The sequence below is a fragment of the Achromobacter xylosoxidans genome (assembly GCF_001457475.1).
In the GTDB taxonomy this organism is placed as follows: domain Bacteria; phylum Pseudomonadota; class Gammaproteobacteria; order Burkholderiales; family Burkholderiaceae_B; genus Achromobacter; species Achromobacter xylosoxidans.
This window is the reverse complement of the sequence record NZ_LN831029.1, coordinates 4,278,816-4,301,683: the sequence shown is the minus strand read 5'-3', so window position 1 is coordinate 4,301,683 and position 22,868 is coordinate 4,278,816. Positions and strand designations below refer to the sequence as shown.

Here is a 22,868-nt window from a genome sequence, read left to right as displayed (position 1 = left end):
GACCTGGCTGGCGGTAGCCGGCGCGATCGTGGTGGCCGGCGCCATCGGCGTGGGATGGTGGATGGGCAAGGGCGGCCAACCGTCCGCGCCCGCAACGCCGCAGACGGCTACGCCGGCGGCGACCACGGCCGCGCCCGCCGCGACGGGCGGCGCCGCCAAGCCCGAGGCCCTGCCGGCCACGGCCACGGTTGGCACTGCCGACGCCTTCGCGGTGCTCAATTGCCAGCCGCGCCAGTACAACGATTCGCTGGCGCTGGCGGTCACCTTCACGCAGTCGGTCGAGGCCAAGGCCGACCTGAGCAAGTTCCTGCAGGTCACCGACACGGGCGCCGCCTCGGGCAAACCCGACCAGGACACCGAGCGCAGCGCCAACGGCCAGCAGCCGAGCTCCGTCCAGCCGGGCGACGCCGCGCCCAAGGGCAAGATCGTCCAGGGCAACTGGGTGGTCGGCTCCAATCCGCGCATGGTGTATTTCCCCTACGTCCAGCCGCAACGCTCGTATTCGGTTTCGGTGCGCGCGGGCCTGCCGGGCCAGGGCGACAAGGTTGCGCTGGCCACGGGCTCGCACTGCGACGTGGTGACCGACGCCATGCCGCCTTCGTTCTATTTCGCCAGCCGCGGCGTGGTGCTGCCGGCCGGCCAGAACGGCGGCCTGCCGGTGGCGACCGTCAACATGCCCGAAGTCGACGTGCAATTCCTGCGCGTCGCGCCCGAGCGCGTGCCGGAACTGTTCGAGTCGGTGCTGGGCATCGGCCGCAGCACGGCCTCGTCGGATGAAGAGGAATCCGGCGGCTACGACGAAGACGATTGGCGCTATGCCGGCAACCGCAGCCTGAAGGGCTCGGTCAGCAACTGGGACCTGGACCGCCTGAACACGCTGACCACCAGCGTCTACCAGGGCCGCTTCCTGACGGACGACAAGCCGAACCGCCGCCACGTCACCTTCCTGCCGGTCGAAGGCATCAAGGAATTGCAGGAACCCGGCATCTACGTCGCGGTGATGAGCCAGCCCGGCCGTTTCCGCTATGAGTACCAGGTCACCTATTTTTATGTCAGCGACATCGGCCTGCACGCGCGCCGCTACAGCGATCGCATCGAGGCCTACTCGGTGTCGCTCAAGAGCGGCCAGGCGATCTCCGGCGCGCTGTTCGAACTGGTGGACGGCGCCGGCAAGGTGCTGGCCAAGGCCCAGGCCGACGGCCAGGGCCACGTGCGCTTTGACGGCAGCTTCACCAACGCCCGCGTCATCCGCGCCTCGCGCGACAAGGAAATGACCGTGCTGGCGCTGGCCGAACCGGCGCTGGACCTGTCCGAATTCGATACCGGCGGCCACATTTCCCGCCCCAACAACCTGTTCGTCTACGCCGGCCGCAACCTCTATCGCCCCGGTGAAACCTTCCACGTGTCGGTGCTGCCGCGCGACCTCGACGGCCGCGTGATGCCGCCGTCGCCGCTGACAGCGACCCTCAAGCGCCCCGACGGCCGCGTGGTCTCGACCAATCTGTGGCAGCCCGCCAAGGACCTGCAGGGCTACGTCGAACGCGCCATCGATCTGCCGCCGGACGCCCAGACCGGCGCCTGGATGCTGGAATTGCGCGTTGATCCCGCTTCGCGCGCGCCGGATGCCTCTTGGAAGTTCCAGGTCGAGGAATTCCTGCCCGAACGCATGAAGATGGCGCTGACCTCCGACCAGGACGTGTTGTCGCCGGACGACACCCTGACCGTCGACGTGCAGGGCGACTATCTGTATGGCGCGCCGGCCGCCGGCAACCGCCTGCTGTCCAGCTTCCAGGTCAAGCGCGACCGCTACGCGTTGCCGCAGCAATGGCCCGGCTTCATTTTCGGCGACGTGGACGATGATTCCCGCCGCCATTTCGAGGAACTGCCGGAAGCGGCGCTGGATTCGACCGGCGCCGCGCAACTGGAGGTCGAACCGCGCACCGAAGGCACCCATTCGCCGATGAAAGTGCGGGTTTCGGCCAGCCTGCTGGAATCGGGCGGCCGCCCGGTGGTGCGCTCGATCGAGCGCAGCGTCTGGCCCGCCGACAAGCTGATTGCCGTGCGTCCGCAGTTCGACAGCGATGTCGCGCGCGAAGGCGCCCCGGCCGCCTTCGAAGTGCTGCGCGTGGACGCGCAGGGCAAGATCGCGCCGCTGGCGCAGGCCCAGATGCGCCTGTACCGCGAGGAACGCCAGTACTACTGGCGCTTCGACGACCAGCGCGGCTGGAACAGCGGCTACACCGAAACCGAGGAACTGCTGGACTCGCGCGAGATCGCGCTGAAGGACCGCAGCCAGTTCACGGTGCCGGTCAAGTGGGGCCGCTACCGCCTGGAAATCGCCGATCCCGAGACCGGCGAAACCCTGCGCTACCGCTTCTACGCGGGCTGGGACGCCCAGGACGCCGACGCCATGGGCAACCGCCCCGATCGCGTCCAGATGAAGCTGGAAGGCGTGCCCGCCAAGCCGGGCGACAGCGTCAAGCTGACCCTGACGCCGCCGCACGACGGCCAGGCCCTGATCACCGTCGAAGGCGACCGCATGCTGTGGTCGACCTGGGTGGCCGTGAAGGCGACCGGCACGCAAGTGGAAATCCCGATCGACAAGAGCTGGAAGCGCCATGACCTGTACGTGGCCGCGGCGGTGTTCCGCCCCGGCAGCGAAGGCGACCGCGTGACGCCGGCGCGCGCGCTGGGCCTGACGTTCCTGCCGATCGCCAGCGCCGACCGCAAGCTCGACGTCAAGCTGAGCGCCGCCGCCAAGACCGAACCCGAGACCAAGACCACGGTCCGCGTGAAGGTCGATGGCGCGCAGGGCAAGCAGGCCATGGTGACGCTGTCGGCGGTCGACGTCGGCATCCTCAACATCAACCAGTACCGCACGCCCGATCCGCTGGACTTCTTCTTCGGCAAGCACCGCTACGCGCCCGAACTGCTGGACATGTACGGCAAGCTGATCGAGAAGATGGACGGCACCAAGGGCAAGCTGAAGTGGGGCGGCGACGCCGCCATGCGCGGCGACAGCAAGAGCCTGCCCAAGAAGGTCAAGCTGGTCGACCTGTTCTCGGGTCCGGTCAAGCTCAACGACAAGGGCGAGGCCGACATCCCGCTGGACCTGCCCGACTTCAACGGCACGCTGCGCCTGATGGCCGTCGCGTTCACCGCCGACAACTACGGCAGCACCGACGCCGAAATGGTGGTGGCGGCGCCGATCGTGGCCGAGCTGAACACGCCGCGCTTCATCACCCCGGGCGACCAGGCCGCCATCGCGCTGGACGTGACCAACCTGAGCGGCTCCGACCAGAAGGTGACGGTCAAGCTGGAAGCGCTGGATCCGGTCGGCATCGTCGACGGCACCCGCACCGTGACGCTCAAGGACAAGCAACGCACCACGCTGCGCTTCACCGCCAGCACCACCGGCTCGTATGGCCTGGGCCTGATGCGCCTGACCGTGGACGGGCAGGGCGGCGCCAAGCCGATCCACATCGTGCGCGAATCAGTGCTGCAGGTGCAGCCGGCCTACGCGGCCGAGCGCCAGGTGCGCCGCCTGCGCCTGAACCCGGGCGAGTCGAACACGCCGCAGGCGTCGTGGGTGGCGTCCTACTATCCGGACTCCACCACGGTCAGCATGACGGTCTCGAACCGTCCGCCGATCAACGTCAACCGCGTGGTCGAAGGCCTGCTCAACTACCCCTATGGTTGCACCGAGCAGACCATCAGCGCGACCCTGCCGTGGGTGCTGATCGACGAAGAAGCGGCCAAGCAGTTCGGCCTCAAGCCGCGCACCCAGGCCGAGCGCGAAGCCAAGGTGGCTGGCGCCATCGGCCGCCTGTCCGGCATGCGCAACGCCGTCGGCTCCTACAATCTGTGGAGCAGTTCTTCGGCGCGCGACGTGTGGCTGACGGCCTACGCCGTGGGCTTCCTGCAGGATGCGCGCGACAAGGGCTTCACCATCCCCGAGGCCTCGCTGGACCGTTCGCGCCAGTGGCTGCTGGAGCAGGTGCAGCAGAGCAGCGGTTCGTTCGGCACCTGGTCGGCCAACCTGAAGCGCGACTTCGAGTCGGGCCGCCTGGACAGCAGCGGGCTGAGCGTGCTGCGCGAAGACCATCGCCGCTTCGCCGGCCTGGCCACGGCCGCCCTGGCGCTGGCGCGTGACAAGAAGGCGCCGCTGTCGACGGTTCGCCAGCTGTTCGACAACTACCAGGACCGCGCGCGTTCGCCGCTGCCCCTGATCCAGCTGGCCGCCGCGTTCAAGCTGATGGGCGACGAAGGGCGCATGAAGAGCGCGCTCGACCTGGCCATGACGCGCGAATACGGCATCACCCGCCGCGCCAACAGCTACTACGACGACTGGCTCGGCGACTACGGCAGCGCCGTGCGCGACTACGCGCTGGCGTACGCGCTGGCCAACCAGTACGAGCTGCGCCATGACCGCGTCGAGAACCTGATGACGCAACTGGCCGCGCGCATGGGCAACCGTTCGTACCTGTCGACGCAGGAACAGATGGCCCTGCTGCTGGCCGCGCGCGCCGCCGGCGGCGACAAGTCGACCCCGTGGCAGGCCGCGCTGACCGTCAACGGCGTGCGTAAGGAGCTGGAAGGCGGCAGGTCCGACCGCACCGTGTCGCTGAGCGCGGCCGAGCTGGCCGGCACGCAGTTGCTCAACACCGGCAGCCAGTCGCTCTTCATCGAGTACGACATCCAGGGCAGCCCGACCACGGTGCCCGCGCCGCGCAACGACGTGATCCAGCTCAAGCGCGGCTGGTACCGTCCGGACGGCAAGCCGTGGGATGGCGGCACGCTGCAGACCGGCGACATGCTGGTGGTGTGGGTCCAGGCCAGCGCCAACCAGAACATCCCGGATGGCCTGCTGGTGGACCGCGTGCCCGCCGGCTTCGAGGTCGAGAACCTGAACCTGTCGCAAAGCCCCGAAATGCAGGACTGGAGCATCGGCGGGCGCCGCGTGGCCGACGCAATGGCCGACCCCAACATCAAGCACCGCGAATTCCGCGATGATCGTTATGTTGCGGCGGTTTCGCTGGGTCGCGGCAAGGTGGACGTGTTCTACCTGGTGCGGGTCGTGACGCCGGGCCGCTACGCGGTGCCGTCGACCGTGGCCGAAGACATGTACCGGCCCGAGATCCGTGGCGTAGGCGAGCAATGGAGCACGGTCGAGATCCGCGATCGCAGCGCCAAGCAGCGTCCTTGAACACCGCCGCCACCCCGCCGGCGGGCGCCTCGCGCGCCCGCCGCTGGCGGCGGCGCGGACTCTTCGTGGCCAGCGTGTTGTCAGCGCTGGCCGCGTTGTTATTCGTGCTCGACCGCCTCTATCCCTTGCCGACCATCGACTCCGGCGGCGCGGCCGTGGTGGTCGCCGCCGACGGCACGCCGCTGCGCAACTATCCCAGCCGCGACGGCATCTGGCGCTACCCGGTCAAGCCTGACCAGGTGTCGCCGCACTACCTCGATACGCTGCTGACCTACGAGGACCGCTGGTTCTACTGGCACCCCGGCGTCAACCCGGTGTCGCTGGCGCGCGCCGGCTGGCAATGGGCCACCAACCGCCGCATCGTTTCGGGCGGTTCGACCCTGACGATGCAGGTGGCGCGCCTGATCGACCCGCAACTGGCCGGCAAACCGTCGCGCTCGATGAGCGCCAAGCTGCGCCAGGCCTGGCGCGCGGTGCAATTGGAAATGCACTACAGCAAGGACGAGATCCTGTCGCTGTACCTGACCCACGCGCCCATGGGCGGCATTGTCGAGGGCGTGGAAATGGGCTCGCGCCTGTGGCTGGGCAAGCCGGCGCGCGATCTCAGCCCGGCCGAGGCCGCCATGCTGACCGCCTTGCCGCAGGCCCCGTCGCGGCTGCGGCCGGACCGCCATCCCCAGGCCGCGCAGGCGGCGCGCGACAAGGTCCTGGACCGCATGGTGGAGCTTGGCCGCTGGACGCCGGCCGAGGTCGCCGACGCCAAGATCGAGCAGGTGGTGGCGCCGCCGCTGCGGGCCCGCTGGCTGGCGCCGCTGGCGGCGCAGCGCCTGTTGCAGGAGGCCGGCCGGCCGCAGGCGGGTTCGCGCCGTCCCGGCAGCCGTCCGCCGCTGCTGACCTCGACGCTGGACGCCGACATGCAGGCCGCGGTCGAGCGCATGCTGCTGGACCGCGTCGACAACCTGCCGCCCAAGGTTTCGATGGCGGTGCTGGTAATGGACAACGACACGCTGGAGGTCAAGGCCTACGCCGGTTCCGCCGATTTTTCCGATGATTCCCGCTACGCCCACGTGGATATGGTGCGCGGCGTGCGCTCGCCCGGCTCGACGCTCAAGCCGTTCCTGTACGCCCAGGCGCTGGACGACGGCCTGATCCACTCGGAAAGCCTGCTGATCGATGCGCCGCTGTCGTTTGGCGGCTACGCGCCGGGCAATTTCCAGGCGTCGTTCTCGGGGCCGGTCAGCGTGGCGCAGGCGCTGCAGCGCTCGCTCAACGTGCCGGCGGTGGACCTGCTGGACCGCGTCGGGCCGACCCGCTTTGCGTCGGTTATGCTGACGGGCGGGGTCTGGTTACGTTTGCCAGCCGGGGCCGAACCGAATCTGAGCTTGATTTTGGGCGGGGGCGGCACCACATTGGAAGAACTGGTGGGCGCTTATCGGGCCCTGGCCCGTGGCGGCATTTCCGGGCGCGCGCGCCTGCGGCCGGAGCAGCCCCGGGTCGAGTCCCGTATGATGAGTGCTGGCGCGGCCTGGATTGTGCGTGACATCCTGGAAGGCGGCGGCCACCCGGACCGGCCCTTTTATCAGTCGGGCAGCCCGGCGCGGCAACTGGCCTGGAAAACCGGGACGAGTTTCGGATTCCGGGATGCCTGGGCGGTCGGTGTGACCGACAGCTGGACGATCGGCGTGTGGGTAGGCCGGCCGGACGGCACCCCCAACCCCGGATTTTTCGGGGCGAATGTGGCGGCGCCGCTACTACAGGATATCGTGGCGGCCCTGCCGGAAGGCGCCCAGCACGTGCGCGTGCGGCCCGCCACGGTGCAGCCGGTCGTGACCTGCTGGCCGCTGGGTTACCGGCTGGGCAGCGTGCCGTCGGGCGAATGCCCCGAGCAGCGCGCGGCCTGGGCCTTGAATGACACGGTGCCGCCGTCGTTCGCCGGCTATGCCGATGCCACCCAAGGGCCGTTGCGCCTGGGGGGCGTGGCCACCGGGTCGGTATTGCGGCCGGTGCCTGGCAGCGCGCAGGTGGCGGTGGATGTGGATGTGCAGGGCGCCGAAGGCGAAGTTTGGTGGATGCTCGATGGTCGCGTGGTGGGTCATGCCGCGTCGGGTCGTCCGTTTAATCTGGTGCTGACGCGGGACGGACGGTATACGCTTACCGTCATGGACGCGCAAGGCCGTCATGACAGCGTGGTTTTTGAAATCGCTGGCGTTACGCCCTGATCGGCATAGAATATGAATCGTGTATTTGCCCGCTTCGATGCGTTACGGAGGAAGCGTGATTTCCCAAGAGCTTGAAGTCAGCCTGCATATGGCTTTTGTCGAGGCCCGTTCGGCCCGGCACGAATTTATTACCGTCGAGCACCTGTTGCTCGCGCTGCTCGATAACGCTTCCGCCGTCGAAGTGTTGCGCGCCTGCGCCGCCAACCTGGATGACCTGCGCCGCAACCTGCGTCAGTTCGTTTCGGAAAACACGCCGGTGATCCCCAGCGGCGCGGAAGTCGACACCCAGCCCACGCTGGGTTTCCAGCGCGTCATCCAGCGCGCGATCATGCACGTGTCCGCGGGCGGCACCGGCAAGAAGCCGGTCACCGGCGCGAACGTGCTCGTGGCCATTTTCGGCGAAAAGGATTCGCACGCCGTGTACTACCTGCAACAGCAGGGCGTGACGCGGCTGGACGTGGTGAATTTCCTGTCGCATGGCATTACCAAACAGCCACAGGTGGAGTCCGCCGCCGTGCAGAAAGAGCAGCAAACCAATGGTGAAGAACAGGGCGAATCGCGCCAGTCGCCGCTGGACCAGTATGCGACCGACCTGAACGCCGCGGCGTTGGCCGGGCGCATCGACCCGCTGATCGGGCGCGAGCACGAAGTCGAGCGCGTGATCCAGGTGTTGTGCCGCCGCCGCAAGAACAACCCGCTGCTGGTCGGCGAGGCCGGCGTGGGCAAGACCGCCATCGCCGAGGGCCTGGCCTGGCGCATCACGCGCGGCGAGGTTCCCGAGATCCTGCAGGCCGCGCAAGTGTTCGCGCTGGACATGGGCGCGCTGCTGGCGGGCACCAAGTACCGCGGCGATTTCGAGCAACGCCTGAAGGGCGTGCTCAAGCAGATCCGCGGCAATCCCGACGCCATCCTGTTCATCGACGAAATCCACACGCTGATCGGCGCCGGCTCGGCGTCGGGCGGCACGCTGGACGCGTCCAACCTGCTCAAGCCGGCCCTGTCCTCGGGTCAGCTCAAGTGCATCGGCGCCACCACGTACACCGAATACCGCGGTGTCTTCGAGAAAGACCACGCGCTGTCGCGCCGCTTCCAGAAGATCGACGTGGCCGAGCCCAGCGTCGAGCAGACCGTGCAGATCCTGCGCGGCCTGAAGAGCCGCTTCGAGGAACACCACAACGTGCGCTATTCGGCCGCGGCGCTGTCGGCCGCCGCCGAGCTGTCGGCGCGCTTCATCAACGACCGCCACCTGCCCGACAAGGCCATCGACGTGATCGACGAGGCCGGCGCCGCGCAGCGCCTGTTGCCGCGTTCGCGCCAGAAGAAGGTGATCGGCAAGGTCGACATCGAGAACATCGTTTCCAAGATCGCGCGCATTCCGCCGCAGTCGGTTTCCAACGACGACCGCAGCAAGCTCGCCACGCTCGACCGCGACCTCAAGACCGTCGTGTTCGGCCAGGACAACGCCATCGAGGCCTTGTCCGCCGCCATCAAGATGGCGCGCTCGGGCCTGGGCAAGCCGGAAAAGCCGATCGGCGCCTTCCTGTTCTCCGGCCCCACCGGCGTCGGCAAGACCGAAGTCGCGCGCCAGCTGGCCTTCACGCTGGGCGTGGAGCTGCTGCGCTTCGACATGTCCGAGTACATGGAACGCCATGCGGTGTCGCGCCTGATCGGCGCGCCGCCGGGATACGTCGGTTTCGACCAGGGGGGCTTGCTGACCGAGGCCATCACCAAGCAGCCGCATTGCGTGCTGCTGCTCGATGAAATCGAAAAGGCCCACCCGGACGTCTTCAACATCCTGCTGCAGGTCATGGACCATGGCACGCTGACGGACAACAACGGCCGCAAGGCGGACTTCCGCAACGTCATCCTCATCATGACGACCAACGCGGGCGCCGAGACCTTGAACCGTCCGTCCATCGGCTTCGCCAATTCGCGTGTGGTGGGCGACGAAATGGCGGAAATCCGCCGCATGTTCACGCCCGAGTTCCGCAACCGGCTGGATGCGATCATCCCGTTCGCGCCGCTGGATCGCGAGATCATCCTGCGCGTGGTCGACAAGTTCCTGATGCAGCTCGAAGACCAGTTGCACGAGCGCCGCGTCGAAGCCGTGTTCACCACGGCCCTGCGCGAGCACCTGGCCAAGGAAGGCTTCGACCCGCTGATGGGCGCCAGGCCGATGCAGCGCCTGATCCAGGACACCATCCGGCGCGCGCTGGCCGACGAGCTGCTGTTCGGCAAGCTGGTCGATGGCGGCACCGTCACGGTGGACCTGGACGAGGCCGGCAAGGTCACGCTGGACTTCGACGACCACGGCAAGCCGCCGTCGGCCGCCCCGGACAAGCAGGAAGTCGAACTCGTCGAATGAGGGCCTGCTCCCCCTAAAAGAAGCCTCGCATGAGTACCCAAATGAGTGACTATCAAGGCGCGAAGCGCAGTCGTGGCGGCCCCCCGGCGAGCATTCGCAACGCTGAGAGGCGCTCATTTGGGTACTCACCCTTCGGGCAGGCCTGTAATCGGCTGCCAGGCGTCGTTGCGCTCACCTTGCGTGGCGGAGCCACGCGGCGGCGATCACGCCTAGCCTGGCAGCCGATTACAGGCCTGTGCGAGGCTTCTTTTAGGGGGAGCAGGCCCTGCCTATGACGACCGCGGAGAGCCAGCCGCTGATCGAGTGCGAGCACTGCGCAAGCATCTATCGCCGACATCAGCTCGAACCTGGCGAGACCGCCAATTGCGCCCGCTGCGGTGCCACCCTGTGGCGCTACAGCGGGCTTACTTTGTCCAATTGGCTGGCGCTTGCCATCGCCGCGCTGATCATCTTCGGCGTGGCCAATGCCTATCCGGTCGCCTCGATGTCGGTGCAGGGCATGGTGCAGCAGGCCTCGCTGCTCGATGCCATCGACATCACCTGGCGCCAGGGGCATTACACCGTGGCCGTCATGACCGGGCTGGCGGGCTTCGTGCTGCCGCTGGTCCAGCTGGCGGTGTTGTTGTGGGTGCTGGGCCCGCTGTCGCGCGGCGTCGAGCCGGCGGCGTTCCGAGGCGCGATGCGATTGCTGGGCCTGTTGCGGCCATGGTGCATGGTGCCGGTGTTCCTGCTCGGCGTGCTGGTGGCGGTGGTCAAGCTGGCCGGCATGGCGGCCGTTTCGCCCGGCATCGGCCTGTTCGCCTTTGGCGTGCTCACCATCTTCCTGACCATGCTGGGCCGCCTGACGCCGCACGTGCTGTGGCGCTACGCCGAAAGCGAGGGCGTGGTGCCGGTGCACGTGCCCGAGGCCGGCCCCGACGTGGTGCTGACAGGCTGTCATGTCTGTGGCCAGGTGCAGGCCGTGCCGCGCGACGCCGATCCCGAGGAAGAACACCACTGCGTGCGTTGCCACGCCGTGGTCCATTACCGCAAGCCTGATCACCTGAATCGCACCTGGGCCCTGTTGCTGGCGGCCGTGGTGTTCTATATTCCCGCCAACGTGCTGCCGGTGATGAAAGTCAGTTCGGTGCTGGGCGACAGCGCCCACACCATCCTGGGCGGCGTGGTGGAACTGTGGGACATGGGCTCCTGGGACATCGCGCTGATCGTCTTCATCGCCAGCGTGGCGGTGCCGCTGACCAAGTTGCTGGCGCTGATCCTGTTATTGTTGACCGAGCAGTGGCGCAGCACCACCAACCTGCGCCCGCGCACGCGGCTGTACCAGATGGTCGAATTCATCGGCCAATGGTCGATGCTGGACGTGTTCGTCGTGATCCTGCTGGCGGCCCTGGCCGATTTCCAGGGCCTGATGGAAATCAGTGCCGGCGCGGGCGCCGCGGCCTTCGGCGTGGTGGTCATCCTGACCATGCTGTCAGCCATGAGCTTCGACCTGCGCCGCAGTTGGGACCTGGAAGCGGTAAGTGAGTTGGACGCCACGGAGCCGGCAGCGGGCCGGCGCCCGGCGTCCGCTGGCGTGGAAGCGGGCTGAGTCCGGCGCGGCGCTGTCTGCCGCCTGGCGTTGTTCAAGAAGAAAAGGAAAAACCGATGTCCGACCAAGCACCTGGATCTGGTGAAGGGAAGTACGCGTCACCCACGATCTCGCGCAAGCGCAAGAGCCGGATTTCATGGATCTGGCTGGTGCCCGTCGTTGCGGCGCTGATGGGCCTGTCGCTGGTGGTGCGCACCTGGATGCAGGCCGGCCCCGACCTGTCGATCGAATTCAATACGGCCGAGGGGCTGGAAGTCGGCAAGACCCAGCTGCGCTACAAGGACGTGAACGTCGGCACCGTCAGGTCCATCGGTTTCAACGCCGATCGCAGCAAGGTGGTGGTGCAGGCCGAGCTGTCCAAGGATGTGGCCGATCTGGCGCGCGAGGGCACCAACTTCTGGGTGGTGCGCCCGCGCCTGGACGTCAGCGGCGTGTCGGGCCTGGGCACCTTGTTGTCCGGCGCCTACATCGGCGTCGATGCGGTCGAGGGCAAGGACTCGTCCAAGAAGGCGACCAAGTTGCATTTCGTCGGCCTGGAAACCCCGCCCGCCGTGACGCATGACCGCGCCGGCAAGCGCTTCAAGCTCAAGGCGGCGGACCTGGGGTCGCTGGACATCGGTTCGCCGGTGTATTTCCGCCGCATCAACGTGGGCCGCGTGATCGGCTACGAACTCGACAAGACCGGCAATGCCGTCAATGTCGAGGTATTCGTCGACGCGCCCAACGACAAGTTCGTGACCAATGGCACCCGTTTCTGGAACGCCAGCGGCGTGGACTTCAGCGTCAACGCCGAAGGCCTGAAGGTCCGCACCCAGTCGCTGGTGTCGATGGCGGTGGGCGGCGTGGCGTTCGAGCCGGTCTACAGCGCGCGCGACGCCAACACGCCGGCGGCGGCCGATACGCACTTCGAGCTGTATGCCACGGAGGCGGCGGCCAAGGCCAACCCGGACGGCGAAGCCTTCCCGATCCGCATGCGCTTTGATCAGTCGATCCGCGGTCTGGCGGTGGGCGCGGCGATCGACTTCTCGGGCATCACGCTGGGCAACGTCACCCAGATCAACATGGATTTCGATCCCGTCAGCAAGCGCTTCTTCGCGCTGGTGGACGCCACGCTGTATCCGGAACGCCTGGGCCGGGTCTACGACGAGGTGCGCGAGCACGCCATCAAGGACGGCGACGAGGCCGGCGGACGCCTGCTGGGCATCATGATCAAGCATGGCCTGCGCGCCCAGTTGCGTACCGCCAACCTGCTGACCGGCCAGCTGTACGTGGTGCTGGACGAGTTCCCCAACGTCAAGCCGGTGGAATTCAAGATGACCACGCCGGCCATGATCCCGACCGTGCCGGGCCAGCTCGACCAATTGCAGCAGCAGGTCAGCAACATCGTCGCCAAGATCGACAAGATTCCGTTCGACAAGATCGGCGAGGACCTGCGCACCACGCTGGCCAGCACCTCCAAGCTGATGAACCGCCTGGACAAGCAGGTCGCGCCCGAGGCCCAGGGCGTGCTCAAGCAGGCGCGCGACTCCATGGCCAACCTCAATGCGCTGCTGGCCTCGGATGCCTCGCTGCCGGTCAACGCCGAGAAGGCCATGCAGGAATTGAGCCGCGCCGCCCGTTCGCTGCGGGCGCTGGCCGACTTCCTGCAATCGAATCCCGAATCGCTGCTGCGCGGCCGCGGCCAGGACCCGATCCCCGGCGCCGGCCCCGTCAGGAACTGAACCCATGACCCGACTCCGTTTCCGCCCCTTCCCGACTTCCCGTTCCGGCGCGTTTGGCCGCGGCCTGGCGTTGCTGGCCCTGCCGCTGCTGCTGGCCGCCTGCGCCTCATCGCCGCCCGTGCATTACTACACGCTGCAAGGGCCGGCGCCGAAGCCCCCGGCCGTGCCCCGCGCAGCCGCGCCGTTCCTGCTGGAAGTGCAGGGTGTCAACGTCGCGTCGCAGGCGGATCAGCCGCAATTGATGGTGCGCACGGGCGACGGCAGCGTGGCGGCGATGTATTCCGAGCGCTGGAGTTCGCCCTTGGGTGACGAGATCCGCGGCGCGCTGTCCGACGCGCTCAAGCACGACCTGGGCGCGCTGGACGTGCAGGTGGTCAAGCCCGGTCCCGCCGCGCCGGTGTGGCGGGTCCAGACCGACGTGCAGCGGTTTGACCTGGTGTCGGGCAGCATGGCGCAACTGGACGCAACCTGGCGGGTGCGGCCGGTAAACCTCAAGGGCCAGGGTCTGCTGTGCCGCAGCGTCGTCACCGAAACCGTGACGCAGGCCGGCATACCGGCGCTGGTCGCCGCGCAGCAGCGCGCGGTGGCCGCGCTGGCGGGCGCCATGGCGTCCGCCATGCGCGGGCAGACGCCGGATAGCGGCGGCGCGGTACAGATGCTGGGCTGCTCGCCGCTGCCCGATGCGGACAAGTCATAAACGGGGACGGGCAGAGCGCCAAAACCTGCCGTGATCTCAAACGGTTAACCCCTAGGGTTAACCTTAATACAAACCAGGTTGCAACCTGACTAGCATACGGTCCTACCGATGCCGGGCCCCTTTGCGTGCCCGGTGTGACCTCTGCCATGCGACAGGAAGCAATCTCTTATGGCCAGCACCACCCTCGGCGTCAAGGTCGATGACGCGCTGCGCGACCGCCTGAAGGCCGCCGCGCAAAAACTCAATTGCACGCCGCACTGGCTGCACAAGCAGGCGATTCTCGCCTACCTGGACAAGATCGAGCGTGGCCACCTGCCGGCCGAGATGTCCCACCTGGGCGGCGACGAGGGAGGCGATGAAGACGGCGGTGAGCACCAGGCCGCCGCCACGCCGCCGTTCTACGAGTTCGGCCAGGACGTGCAGCCGCAATCGGTGCTGCGCGCGGCCATCACGGCGGCCTATCGCCGGCCCGAGCCCGAGTGCGTGCCGCTGTTGCTGGGCCAGGCACGCATGCCGAACCTGGAAAAAGTGCATGCGATGGCCACCGACCTGGTCAAGAAGCTGCGCGGCAAGCGCAGCGGCGGCGGCGTCGAGGGACTGATCCAGGAATTCTCGCTGTCCAGCCAGGAGGGCGTGGCGCTGATGTGCCTGGCCGAGGCGCTGCTGCGCATTCCCGACCGCGCCACGCGCGATGCGCTGATCCGCGACAAGGTCTCGCGCGGCGACTGGAAATCGCACATGGGCGGTTCGCAGTCGCTGTTCGTCAACGCCGCCACCTGGGGCCTGATGATCACCGGCAAGCTGGTGGCCGTGAGCAGCGAGCAGTCGCTGTCCAAGGCGCTGACGCGCCTGATCGGCAAGGGCGGCGAGCCGCTGGTGCGCAAGGGCGTGAACATCGCCATGCGCATGATGGGCGAGCAATTCGTGTCGGGCCAGACCATTTCCGAGGCGCTGGCCAACAACCGCAAGATGGAAGGCCGCGGCTTCCGCTATTCGTACGACATGCTGGGCGAAGCGGCCACCACGGCCGAGGACGCCGAGCGCTATTACGCTTCGTACGAGCAGGCCATCCACGCCATCGGCAAGGCCGCCGCCGGCCGCGGCATCTATGAAGGCCCCGGCATCTCCATCAAGCTGTCGGCGCTGCACCCGCGCTATTCGCGCGCCCAGCGCGAACGCGTCATGGCCGAGCTGCTGCCGCGCGTGAAGGCGCTGACCATCCTGGCGCGCAGCTACGACATCGGCCTGAACATCGATGCCGAAGAAGCCGACCGCCTGGAAATCTCGCTGGATCTGCTGGAGGCGCTGTGCTTCACGCCCGAGCTGGAAGGCTGGAATGGCATCGGCTTCGTGATCCAGGCCTACCAGAAGCGCGCGCCGTTCGTCATCGACTACGTCATCGACCTGGCGCGCCGCAGCCGTCATCGCGTGATGGTGCGCCTGGTCAAGGGCGCCTACTGGGACAGCGAGATCAAGCGCGCCCAGGTCGATGGCCTGGAGGGCTATCCGGTCTACACCCGCAAGGTCTACACCGACGTGGCCTACCTGGCCTGCGCCCGCAAGCTGCTGGGCGCGCCGGAAGCCGTGTATCCGCAGTTCGCCACCCACAACGCCTACACGCTGTCGGCGATCTACCAGCTGGCCGGCCAGAACTACTACCCGGGCCAGTATGAATTCCAATGCCTGCACGGCATGGGCGAACCGCTGTATGACGAGGTGGTCGGGCCGCTGGCCCAGGGCAAGCTGAACCGTCCGTGCCGCATCTACGCCCCGGTCGGCACGCACGAAACGCTGCTGGCCTACCTGGTGCGCCGCCTGCTGGAAAACGGCGCCAATACCTCGTTCGTCAATCTGATCGGCGACGAGAGCATTCCGGTCGAGACCCTGGTGGCCGACCCGGTCGAGGCCGCCTCGCGCATCGTGCCGCTGGGCGCGCCGCACGAGAAGATTCCGTTGCCGCGCGAGCTTTACGGCAATCCGCAACAGGGCGCGCGCGCCAACTCCGCCGGCCTGGACCTGAGCAACGAACACCGCCTGGGCTCGCTGTCGGCCGCGCTGCTGGCCAGCGCCGCCACGCCCTGGCGCGCCGCGCCCATGCTGGGCGAGGGCGACGGCGCCTGGGACGCGGCGCGCGCCATCGAGGTGCGCAACCCCGCCAACCTGCGCGACGTGGTCGGCCATGTCATCGAGGCCAATGGCGAAGAAGCCGAGGCCGCCCTGCGCGCCGCGGCCAATGCCGCGCCCATCTGGCAGTCGACCCCGGTGGCCGAGCGCGCGCAATGCCTGCGCCGCGCCGCGCAACTGCTGGAAGAGCAGATGCAGACCCTGCTGGGCCTGATCGTGCGCGAGGCCGGCAAGTCGCTGCCCAACGCCATCGCCGAAGTGCGCGAGGCGGTGGACTTCCTGCGCTACTACGCCGACCAGGCCGACCGCGAATTCAGCAACGACACGCACCGCCCGCTGGGCACGGTGCTGTGCATCAGCCCCTGGAATTTCCCGCTGGCCATCTTCACCGGCCAGGTCGCGGCCGCGCTGGCCGCCGGCAACACCGTGCTGGCCAAGCCCGCCGAGCAGACGCCGCTGATCGCGGCGCAGGCGGTGGCGATCCTGCGCGCCGCCGGCGTGCCGGCCGGCGCGGTGCAACTGTTGCCCGGCCGTGGCGAGACCGTGGGCGCGCAACTGGTGGCCAGCCCCGGCGTGCGTGGCGTGATGTTCACCGGCTCGACCGACGTGGCGCGCATCATCGCGCGCACGCTGGCCGATCGGCTGGACGACGACGGCCATACCATTCCGCTGATCGCCGAGACCGGCGGCCAGAACGCCATGGTGGTGGATTCGTCGGCGCTGTCCGAGCAGGTGGTATTCGACGTGCTCAGCTCGGCCTTCGATTCGGCCGGCCAGCGCTGTTCCGCGCTGCGCGTGCTATGCGTGCAGGAAGACAACGCCGATCACGTCCTGACCATGCTGCGCGGCGCGATGCGCGAACTGAGCGTGGGCAACCCGGACCGCCTGTCGGTCGACGTCGGCCCGGTCATCGACACCGAGGCGCGCAACGGCATCCAGCGCCACATCGACGCGATGCGCACGGCCGGCCACCGGGTGGACCAGGTCGAGCTGAACGGCGAATGCCGCCACGGCACCTTCGTGGCGCCCACCATCATCGAGATCGACCACATCAGCGAACTGACGCGCGAAGTGTTCGGCCCGGTGCTGCACGTGGTGCGCTACGCCCGCGATGAGCTGGACGCGTTGCTGGACGCCATCAATGGCACCGGCTACGGCCTGACCTTCGGCGTGCACACCCGCATCGACGAAACCATTGCCCACGTGACCGGCCAGGTCCATGCCGGCAACGTCTACGTCAACCGCAACATCGTCGGCGCGGTGGTCGGGGTGCAGCCCTTTGGCGGCGAGTGCCTGTCGGGCACCGGCCCCAAGGCCGGCGGCCCGCTGTATATGTACCGCCTGCTGGGCACGCGGCCCGAGGGCCTGCCGCCGGCGCTGGACGCGGCGGCGCCGCTGCCGCAGCGCATCGCGCTGCCGGGTCCCACGGGCGAGACCAACACCTATATGGTGGAACCGCGCGGCGCGGTCTACTGCGTGGCGGCCACCGAGGCCGGCGCGCGCGCCCAGTGGGCCGCGGCGCGCCTGACGGGCAACCACGCCTGGTTCGCCGACACGCCGGCGGCGCAGGCGCTGCTGGCCACGCTGGATGCCGAGCAGCAGGGCCAGGCGGGTATCCTGGCCGATGCCGAGGTCGACCAGGCCGACTACCACGCGGTGCTGTTCGAGGGCGACGGCGACACGCTGCGCGCCCTGAACCAGCGCATCGCGCAGCGTCCGGGCGCGATCCTGGCGGTGCATGGGCTGACCTCGGACGCGTTGGCGGCCGGCGCCGCGTATGTGCCGGAACGCCTGCTTACCGAACGTTCCATCAGCGTCAATACGGCCGCGGCCGGCGGCAACGCCAGCCTCATGACCATCGGCTGAGCGTGACCGAGGGGTAACCCTTGGGAAACCAAGGGTTATCTCCAATATCTAGCGAGGTTGCACTGGAAGCAAAATCCGGTCGCACCTGAAGTTCGATTGTGGCAACCCGGCAATCGCACTCAAATAGATCACCTGGCCCAAAAGCCCAGGTATAACAAAGCCACATCCGACATACCGGAGGATTCCAATGAAGTTTCGCACCACTTTGAAGCTTGTCGCCGCCAGCATCGCCGCCGTCGGCATGGCCGCGGCCGCGCAGGCCGCCGACGTCAAGTTCGGCTTTGCCGCGCCCCTGACCGGTCCCCAGTCGCACTATGGCGAGGACATGCAGAACGGCCTGAACCTGGCGCTGGAAGAAGCCAACAAGAAGGGCGTGAAGGTCGACGGCCAGCCCGCCAAGTTCGTGCTGGTGTCGCGCGACGACCAGGCCGACCCGCGCGTGGGCGTGCAGGTGGCGCAGCAGCTGGTCGACGAGAACGTCGTCGGCATCCTGGGCCACTTCAACTCGGGCACCACGATTCCCGCTTCGCGCGTCTACCACGAAGCCGGCCTGCCGCAGATCGCCATGGCGACCTCGCCCGAGTACACCAAGCAGGGCTACGAAACCACCTTCCGCATGATGACCAGCGACACCCAGCAGGGCGCCGCGGTCGGCAAGTTCATGGTGCAGAGCCTGAAGGCCAAGAAGGTCGCCATCATCGACGACCGCACCGCCTACGGCCAGGGCCTGGCCGACGAGGTCGAGAAGGCCGTCAAGGCCGCCGGCGGCCAGGTGGTGCGCCGCGAGTACACGACCGACAAGGCCAACGACTTCACGGCCATCCTGACCAACATCAAGGGCTCGGCGCCCGACGCCATCTTCTACGGCGGCCTGGACGCGCAGTCCGGCCCGATGAAGCGCCAGTTGGCCACGCTCGGCCTGAAGGCGCCGCTGGTCTCGGGTGAAATGACCCGCAGCGACACCTTCATCAAGCTGGCCGGCGACGCCGCCGACGGCACCTACGCCTCGCTGGCCGGCGTGCCGCTGGACAAGATGGCCGCGGGCAAGGACTTCGAGCAGCGCTACCAGGCCCGCTTCAAGAAGGCCCCCGGCGTCTACGCGCCGTACGCCTATGACGGCGCCTGGAACATGATCGCGGCGATCGAAGCGGCCGGTTCGGCCAAGCCCGAGAAGTACCTGCCGGAACTGGCCAAGCTGAACCGCAAGGGCGCCACCAGCGAGCACATCGCCTACGACAAGAACGGCGACCTGAAGGAAATCTCGGTCACCATCTACGAAGTCAAGAATGGCAAGTGGGAGATGGTTGAAACGATGGTCAGCCAGGCCAACTAAGCTGCCTGACCCGGCCAGGACGCGGCGCCGCCGCGCCTGGCCATCTTGATTGACCCCGCGCGCGCCGCCCGGCGCGGCGGCGATTTGCGCGAAGGCGGCCCCCGGGGCCGCGCCGCATCCGATCCTCGCGCGATTTTTCCAGGCTTATTTCCACGGCCCCTATGGATATCTTCATTCAACAACTGATTAACGGCGTCACGCTCGGCAGCGTGTACGCCCTGGTCGCCCTTGGCTACACCATGGTGTACGGCATCATCGGGCTGATCAACTTCGCGCATGGCGACGTCGTCATGATCGGCGCGATGGCGGCCACCACGATCGCCATCTCGCTGGTCGGCGGCGACCCGTCCGCGTCCGCCTTCATGGTGCTGGGCCTGGGCCTGCTGGTGTCCGTGCCGCTGTGCATGGCCGTGGGCTGGACCGCCGAGCGCGTGGCCTACCGGCCGCTGCGCCGCGCGCCGCGCCTGGCCGCCCTGATCACCGCCATCGGCGTGTCCATCATCCTGCAGAACGTGGCGATGATGGGCTGGGGCCGCAACTATCTGAACTTCCCGCAGGTGCTGACGCCGCAGGTGTTCGAGATCTTCGGCGCCCGCATGAGCACGCTGCAGATCGCCATCGTCGCGATCGCCGCGCTCATCATGGGCGGGTTGCTGGCCGTGGTGCACAAGACGCGCCTGGGCACCGCCATGCGCGCCACCGCGCAGAACCGCGAAGTGGCCGGCCTGATGGGCGTGAACATCAACACCGTGATCTCGGCGGCGTTCCTGATCGGCTCGGCGCTGGCCGCGGTGGCCGGCATGATGGTCGCCACCTACTACGGCGTGTCGCAGTACACCATGGGCTTCATGCTGGGCCTGAAGGCCTTCACGGCCGCGGTGCTGGGCGGCATCGGCAACCTGGTCGGCGCCATGGCGGGCGGCCTGCTGCTGGGCATCATCGAATCGCTGGGCGCCGGCTACATCGGCGACCTGACCGGCGGCTTCCTGGGCAGCCACTACCAGGACGTGTTCGCGTTCTTCGTGCTGGTGCTGGTGCTGATTTTCCGTCCGTCCGGCCTGCTGGGCGAGCGTGTGGGGGACCGCGCATGAGCACCACCCTGAAAAACAGCGGGCTGTCGACCCGCAACCTGATCGGCATCGCGCTGATCGGCATCGTGCTGGCGGTGCTGCCGTTCGTGATCGGCATGGCCGGCCAGAGCTGGGTCCGCATCCTGAACTTCGCGCTGCTGTACGTGATGCTGTCGCTGGGCCTGAACATCGTGGTGGGCTTTGCCGGCCTGCTGGACCTGGGCTACATCGCGTTCTACGCGGTGGGCGCCTACACCTGGGCGCTGCTGGCTTCGCCGCACTTCGGGCTGCACCTGCCGTTCTGGGCGATCCTGCCGATCGCGCTGGCGGTGGCGTGCCTGTTCGGGGTGCTGCTGGGGGCGCCGACGCTCAAGTTGCGCGGCGATTACCTGGCCATCGTGACGTTGGGCTTCGGCGAGATCATCCGCATCTTCCTGAACAACCTGAACGCGCCGGTCAACATCACCAACGGCCCGCAGGGCATCAACCGCATCGATACCTTCAAGGTGGGCGAGTTCGCCTTTGGCCGCACCGAGAGCCTGCTGGGCATCCGCGTGACCGGGCCGGAGAAGTACTACTACCTGCTGCTGGCGCTGACGCTGATCATCATCCTGGTGTGCGTGCGCCTGCAGAACTCGCGCATCGGCCGCGCCTGGGAAGCCATCCGCGAAGACGAGATCGCCGCCAAGGCGATGGGCATCAACACCCGCAACATCAAGCTGCTGGCCTTCGCCATGGGTGCCTCGTTCGGCGGCGTGGCGGGCGCGCTGTTCGCGTCGATGCAGGGTTTCGTCAGCCCCGAGAGCTTCTCGCTGATGGAGTCCATTTCCATCCTGTGCATGGTGGTGCTGGGCGGCATGGGCCACATCCCGGGCGTGATCCTGGGCGCGCTGATCCTGGCCGCGTTGCCGGAATTCCTGCGCGCCGTGGTCGAGCCGGTGCAGCAGATGGTGTTCGGCGCGGTGGTGCTGGATCCCGAGGGCATCCGCATGCTGCTGTTCGGCCTGGCGATGGTGTGCGTGATGCTGTTCCGTCCCGCCGGCCTGTGGCCGTCGGCCGTGCGCAAGCGCGAGCTGGCCACCAAGACGCAGGGAGGCGCGGCATGAGCAAACTGCTGCAAGCCCAGGGACTGGGCAAGCGCTTCGGCGGCCTGCAGGCCCTGTCGGACGTCAGTTTCGACATCGAGCAGGGCGAGATCTACGGCCTGATCGGCCCCAACGGCGCCGGCAAGACCACGCTGTTCAACGTGCTTACGGGCCTGTACATCCCGGAAGACGGCAGCTGCACCTTCAACGGCGCCTCGATGTCGGGCAAGAAACCGCACGAGGTGGCGCACGCCGGCCTGGCGCGTACCTTCCAGAACATCCGTCTGTTCGCCAACCTGAGCGCGATCGAGAACGTCATGATCGGCCGCCACATGCGCACCCGCGCCGGCGTGCTGGGCGCGGTGTTCCGCACCCGCGGCACGCGCGCCGAGGAAGCCGCCATCGAGGCCCGCGCCCAGGAGCTGCTGGACTACGTCGGCATCGGCCACCGCGCCAACGACGTGGCGCGTTCGCTGCCCTATGGCGACCAGCGCCGCCTGGAAATCGCGCGCGCCTTGGCCACCGATCCCAAGCTGCTGGCGCTGGACGAACCGGCCGCCGGCATGAACGCCTCGGAAACCGTGGTGCTGCGCAAGCTGATCGAGAAGATCCGCGACGATGGCGTCACGGTGCTGCTGATCGAGCACGACATGAAGCTGGTCATGGGCCTGTGCGATCGCGTGCTGGTGCTGGAATACGGCAAGGTGCTGGCCATGGGCAAACCCGCCCAGGTGCAGCGCGACCCCAAGGTCATTGAAGCGTATCTGGGCGCGGGCGCCGCCCAGGATCCGCTGATTCATCAGGAGCGCCCGGCATGACGACGGCAAGCAAACCCCTACTGGAACTGCGCGGCCTGCAGGTCGCGTACGGCGGCATCCGCGCGGTGCGCGGCATCGACCTGCGCGTGGACGAAGGCGAACTGGTGTGCCTGATCGGCGCCAACGGCGCCGGCAAGAGCACGACGCTGCGCGCCATCTGCGGCCTGGTGCCGCTGGCCGGCGGCGAAGTGGTCTACGGCGGCCAGTCCATCGGCGGCCAGAAGTCGCACGAGCTGGTGCGCCAGGGCCTGGTGATGGTGCCCGAGGGACGCGGCATCTTTGGCCAGCTCACCATCGAGGAAAACCTGGCGATGGGCGCCTACATCCGGCGCGACGCCGCGCAGGTGCGGCAGGACACCGACCGCGTGTTCACGCTGTTCCCGCGCCTGGCCGAACGCCGCAAGCAGGCGGCGGGCACGCTCTCGGGTGGCGAGCAGCAGATGGTGGCCATGGGCCGCGCGATGATCGCGCGTCCGAAGCTGCTGTTGCTGGACGAACCCTCGATGGGGCTGGCGCCGCTGATGGTCGAGAAGGTCTTCGAGGTGGTGCGCACCATCGCCAGCGAAGGCGTCACGATCCTCTTGATCGAGCAGAACGCGCGCCTGGCGCTGGAGAACAGCCACCGCGGCTACGTGATGGAATCCGGCGAGATCACGCTGTCCGGTCCTGCCGCCGACATGCTGCACGATCCCAAGGTGCGCGCCGCGTACCTGGGGGAAGTGGAAGAGGCGTAGCCGCGTTCCGCTTGCCGCATGAGAAAAGCCCGGCCGCCAGGC

The 22,868-nt window shown here is 67.9% G+C and carries 12 protein-coding genes; all 12 read left to right on the top strand.

Features of this window, described 5'->3' with window-relative positions:
• Positions 1-61: 61 nt before the first annotated feature.
• The 12 genes from AT699_RS19355 (at position 62) to AT699_RS19300 (ending at position 22,826) form a co-directional block, all read left to right on the top strand.
• A complete protein-coding gene (locus tag AT699_RS19355; RefSeq protein ID WP_232254283.1) occupies positions 62-5,206 on the top strand; it encodes an alpha-2-macroglobulin family protein in 5,145 nt (1,714 codons plus the stop codon).
• Complete coding sequence (gene pbpC, locus AT699_RS19350; protein ID WP_024069530.1) at positions 5,203-7,425, top strand: penicillin-binding protein 1C; 2,223 nt, start codon at positions 5,203-5,205, stop codon at positions 7,423-7,425. Before AT699_RS19355 ends, pbpC begins: the two co-directional genes overlap by 4 nt.
• 55 nt (positions 7,426-7,480) lie before the next feature.
• Positions 7,481-9,790, top strand: coding sequence for an ATP-dependent Clp protease ATP-binding subunit ClpA (gene clpA / locus AT699_RS19345; protein WP_024069529.1), 2,310 nt, complete (start codon positions 7,481-7,483; stop codon positions 9,788-9,790).
• A 271-nt stretch (positions 9,791-10,061) separates the two neighbouring features.
• Positions 10,062-11,378 carry a paraquat-inducible protein A gene (locus AT699_RS19340; protein ID WP_006383985.1) on the top strand — a complete coding sequence of 439 codons (1,317 nt, stop codon included), beginning with the start codon at positions 10,062-10,064 and terminating at the stop codon, positions 11,376-11,378.
• Between the two features lie 56 nt (positions 11,379-11,434).
• A complete protein-coding gene (locus AT699_RS19335; protein ID WP_020928439.1) occupies positions 11,435-13,099 on the top strand; it encodes a PqiB family protein in 1,665 nt (554 codons plus the stop codon).
• Between the two features lie 4 nt (positions 13,100-13,103).
• The gene (locus AT699_RS19330) at positions 13,104-13,796 is read left to right on the top strand and encodes a PqiC family protein (RefSeq protein ID WP_006383983.1); all 693 of its coding nucleotides are present in this window, start codon (positions 13,104-13,106) and stop codon (positions 13,794-13,796) included.
• A 168-nt stretch (positions 13,797-13,964) separates the two neighbouring features.
• Positions 13,965-17,786: a trifunctional transcriptional regulator/proline dehydrogenase/L-glutamate gamma-semialdehyde dehydrogenase gene (gene putA / locus AT699_RS19325; protein ID WP_024069528.1), complete on the top strand. Its 3,822-nt coding sequence runs from the start codon at positions 13,965-13,967 to the stop codon at positions 17,784-17,786.
• A 187-nt stretch (positions 17,787-17,973) separates the two neighbouring features.
• The gene (locus tag AT699_RS19320; RefSeq protein ID WP_006383980.1) at positions 17,974-19,119 is read left to right on the top strand and encodes a branched-chain amino acid ABC transporter substrate-binding protein; all 1,146 of its coding nucleotides are present in this window, start codon (positions 17,974-17,976) and stop codon (positions 19,117-19,119) included.
• 161 nt (positions 19,120-19,280) lie between these two features.
• A complete protein-coding gene (locus AT699_RS19315) occupies positions 19,281-20,210 on the top strand; it encodes a branched-chain amino acid ABC transporter permease (RefSeq protein WP_006383979.1) in 930 nt (309 codons plus the stop codon).
• Positions 20,207-21,295 (top strand): ABC transporter permease subunit, encoded by a 1,089-nt coding sequence (locus tag AT699_RS19310; protein ID WP_006383978.1) that lies wholly within the window; start codon positions 20,207-20,209, stop codon positions 21,293-21,295. Before AT699_RS19315 ends, AT699_RS19310 begins: the two co-directional genes overlap by 4 nt.
• The gene (locus tag AT699_RS19305; RefSeq protein ID WP_006383977.1) at positions 21,292-22,092 is read left to right on the top strand and encodes an ABC transporter ATP-binding protein; all 801 of its coding nucleotides are present in this window, start codon (positions 21,292-21,294) and stop codon (positions 22,090-22,092) included. Before AT699_RS19310 ends, AT699_RS19305 begins: the two co-directional genes overlap by 4 nt.
• A complete protein-coding gene (locus AT699_RS19300; protein WP_006383976.1) occupies positions 22,089-22,826 on the top strand; it encodes an ABC transporter ATP-binding protein in 738 nt (245 codons plus the stop codon). The genes AT699_RS19305 and AT699_RS19300 overlap by 4 nt, the downstream gene beginning before the upstream one ends.
• Positions 22,827-22,868 lie beyond the last annotated feature (42 nt).

Excerpts from the sequence above, each read along its gene's own strand:
- putA (WP_024069528.1), top strand. The coding sequence starts at position 13,965 with ATGGCCAGCACCACCCTCGGCGTCAAGGTCGATGACGCGCTGCGCGAC.
- AT699_RS19355 (WP_232254283.1), top strand. The coding sequence starts at position 62 with ATGGGCAAGGGCGGCCAACCGTCCGCGCCCGCAACGCCGCAGACGGCT.
- AT699_RS19335 (WP_020928439.1), top strand. The coding sequence starts at position 11,435 with ATGTCCGACCAAGCACCTGGATCTGGTGAAGGGAAGTACGCGTCACCC.
- AT699_RS19330 (WP_006383983.1), top strand. The coding sequence starts at position 13,104 with ATGACCCGACTCCGTTTCCGCCCCTTCCCGACTTCCCGTTCCGGCGCG.
- AT699_RS19315 (WP_006383979.1), top strand. The coding sequence starts at position 19,281 with ATGGATATCTTCATTCAACAACTGATTAACGGCGTCACGCTCGGCAGC.
- AT699_RS19305 (WP_006383977.1), top strand. The coding sequence starts at position 21,292 with ATGAGCAAACTGCTGCAAGCCCAGGGACTGGGCAAGCGCTTCGGCGGC.
- AT699_RS19340 (WP_006383985.1), top strand. The coding sequence starts at position 10,062 with ATGACGACCGCGGAGAGCCAGCCGCTGATCGAGTGCGAGCACTGCGCA.
- AT699_RS19320 (WP_006383980.1), top strand. The coding sequence starts at position 17,974 with ATGAAGTTTCGCACCACTTTGAAGCTTGTCGCCGCCAGCATCGCCGCC.
- AT699_RS19310 (WP_006383978.1), top strand. The coding sequence starts at position 20,207 with ATGAGCACCACCCTGAAAAACAGCGGGCTGTCGACCCGCAACCTGATC.
- AT699_RS19300 (WP_006383976.1), top strand. The coding sequence starts at position 22,089 with ATGACGACGGCAAGCAAACCCCTACTGGAACTGCGCGGCCTGCAGGTC.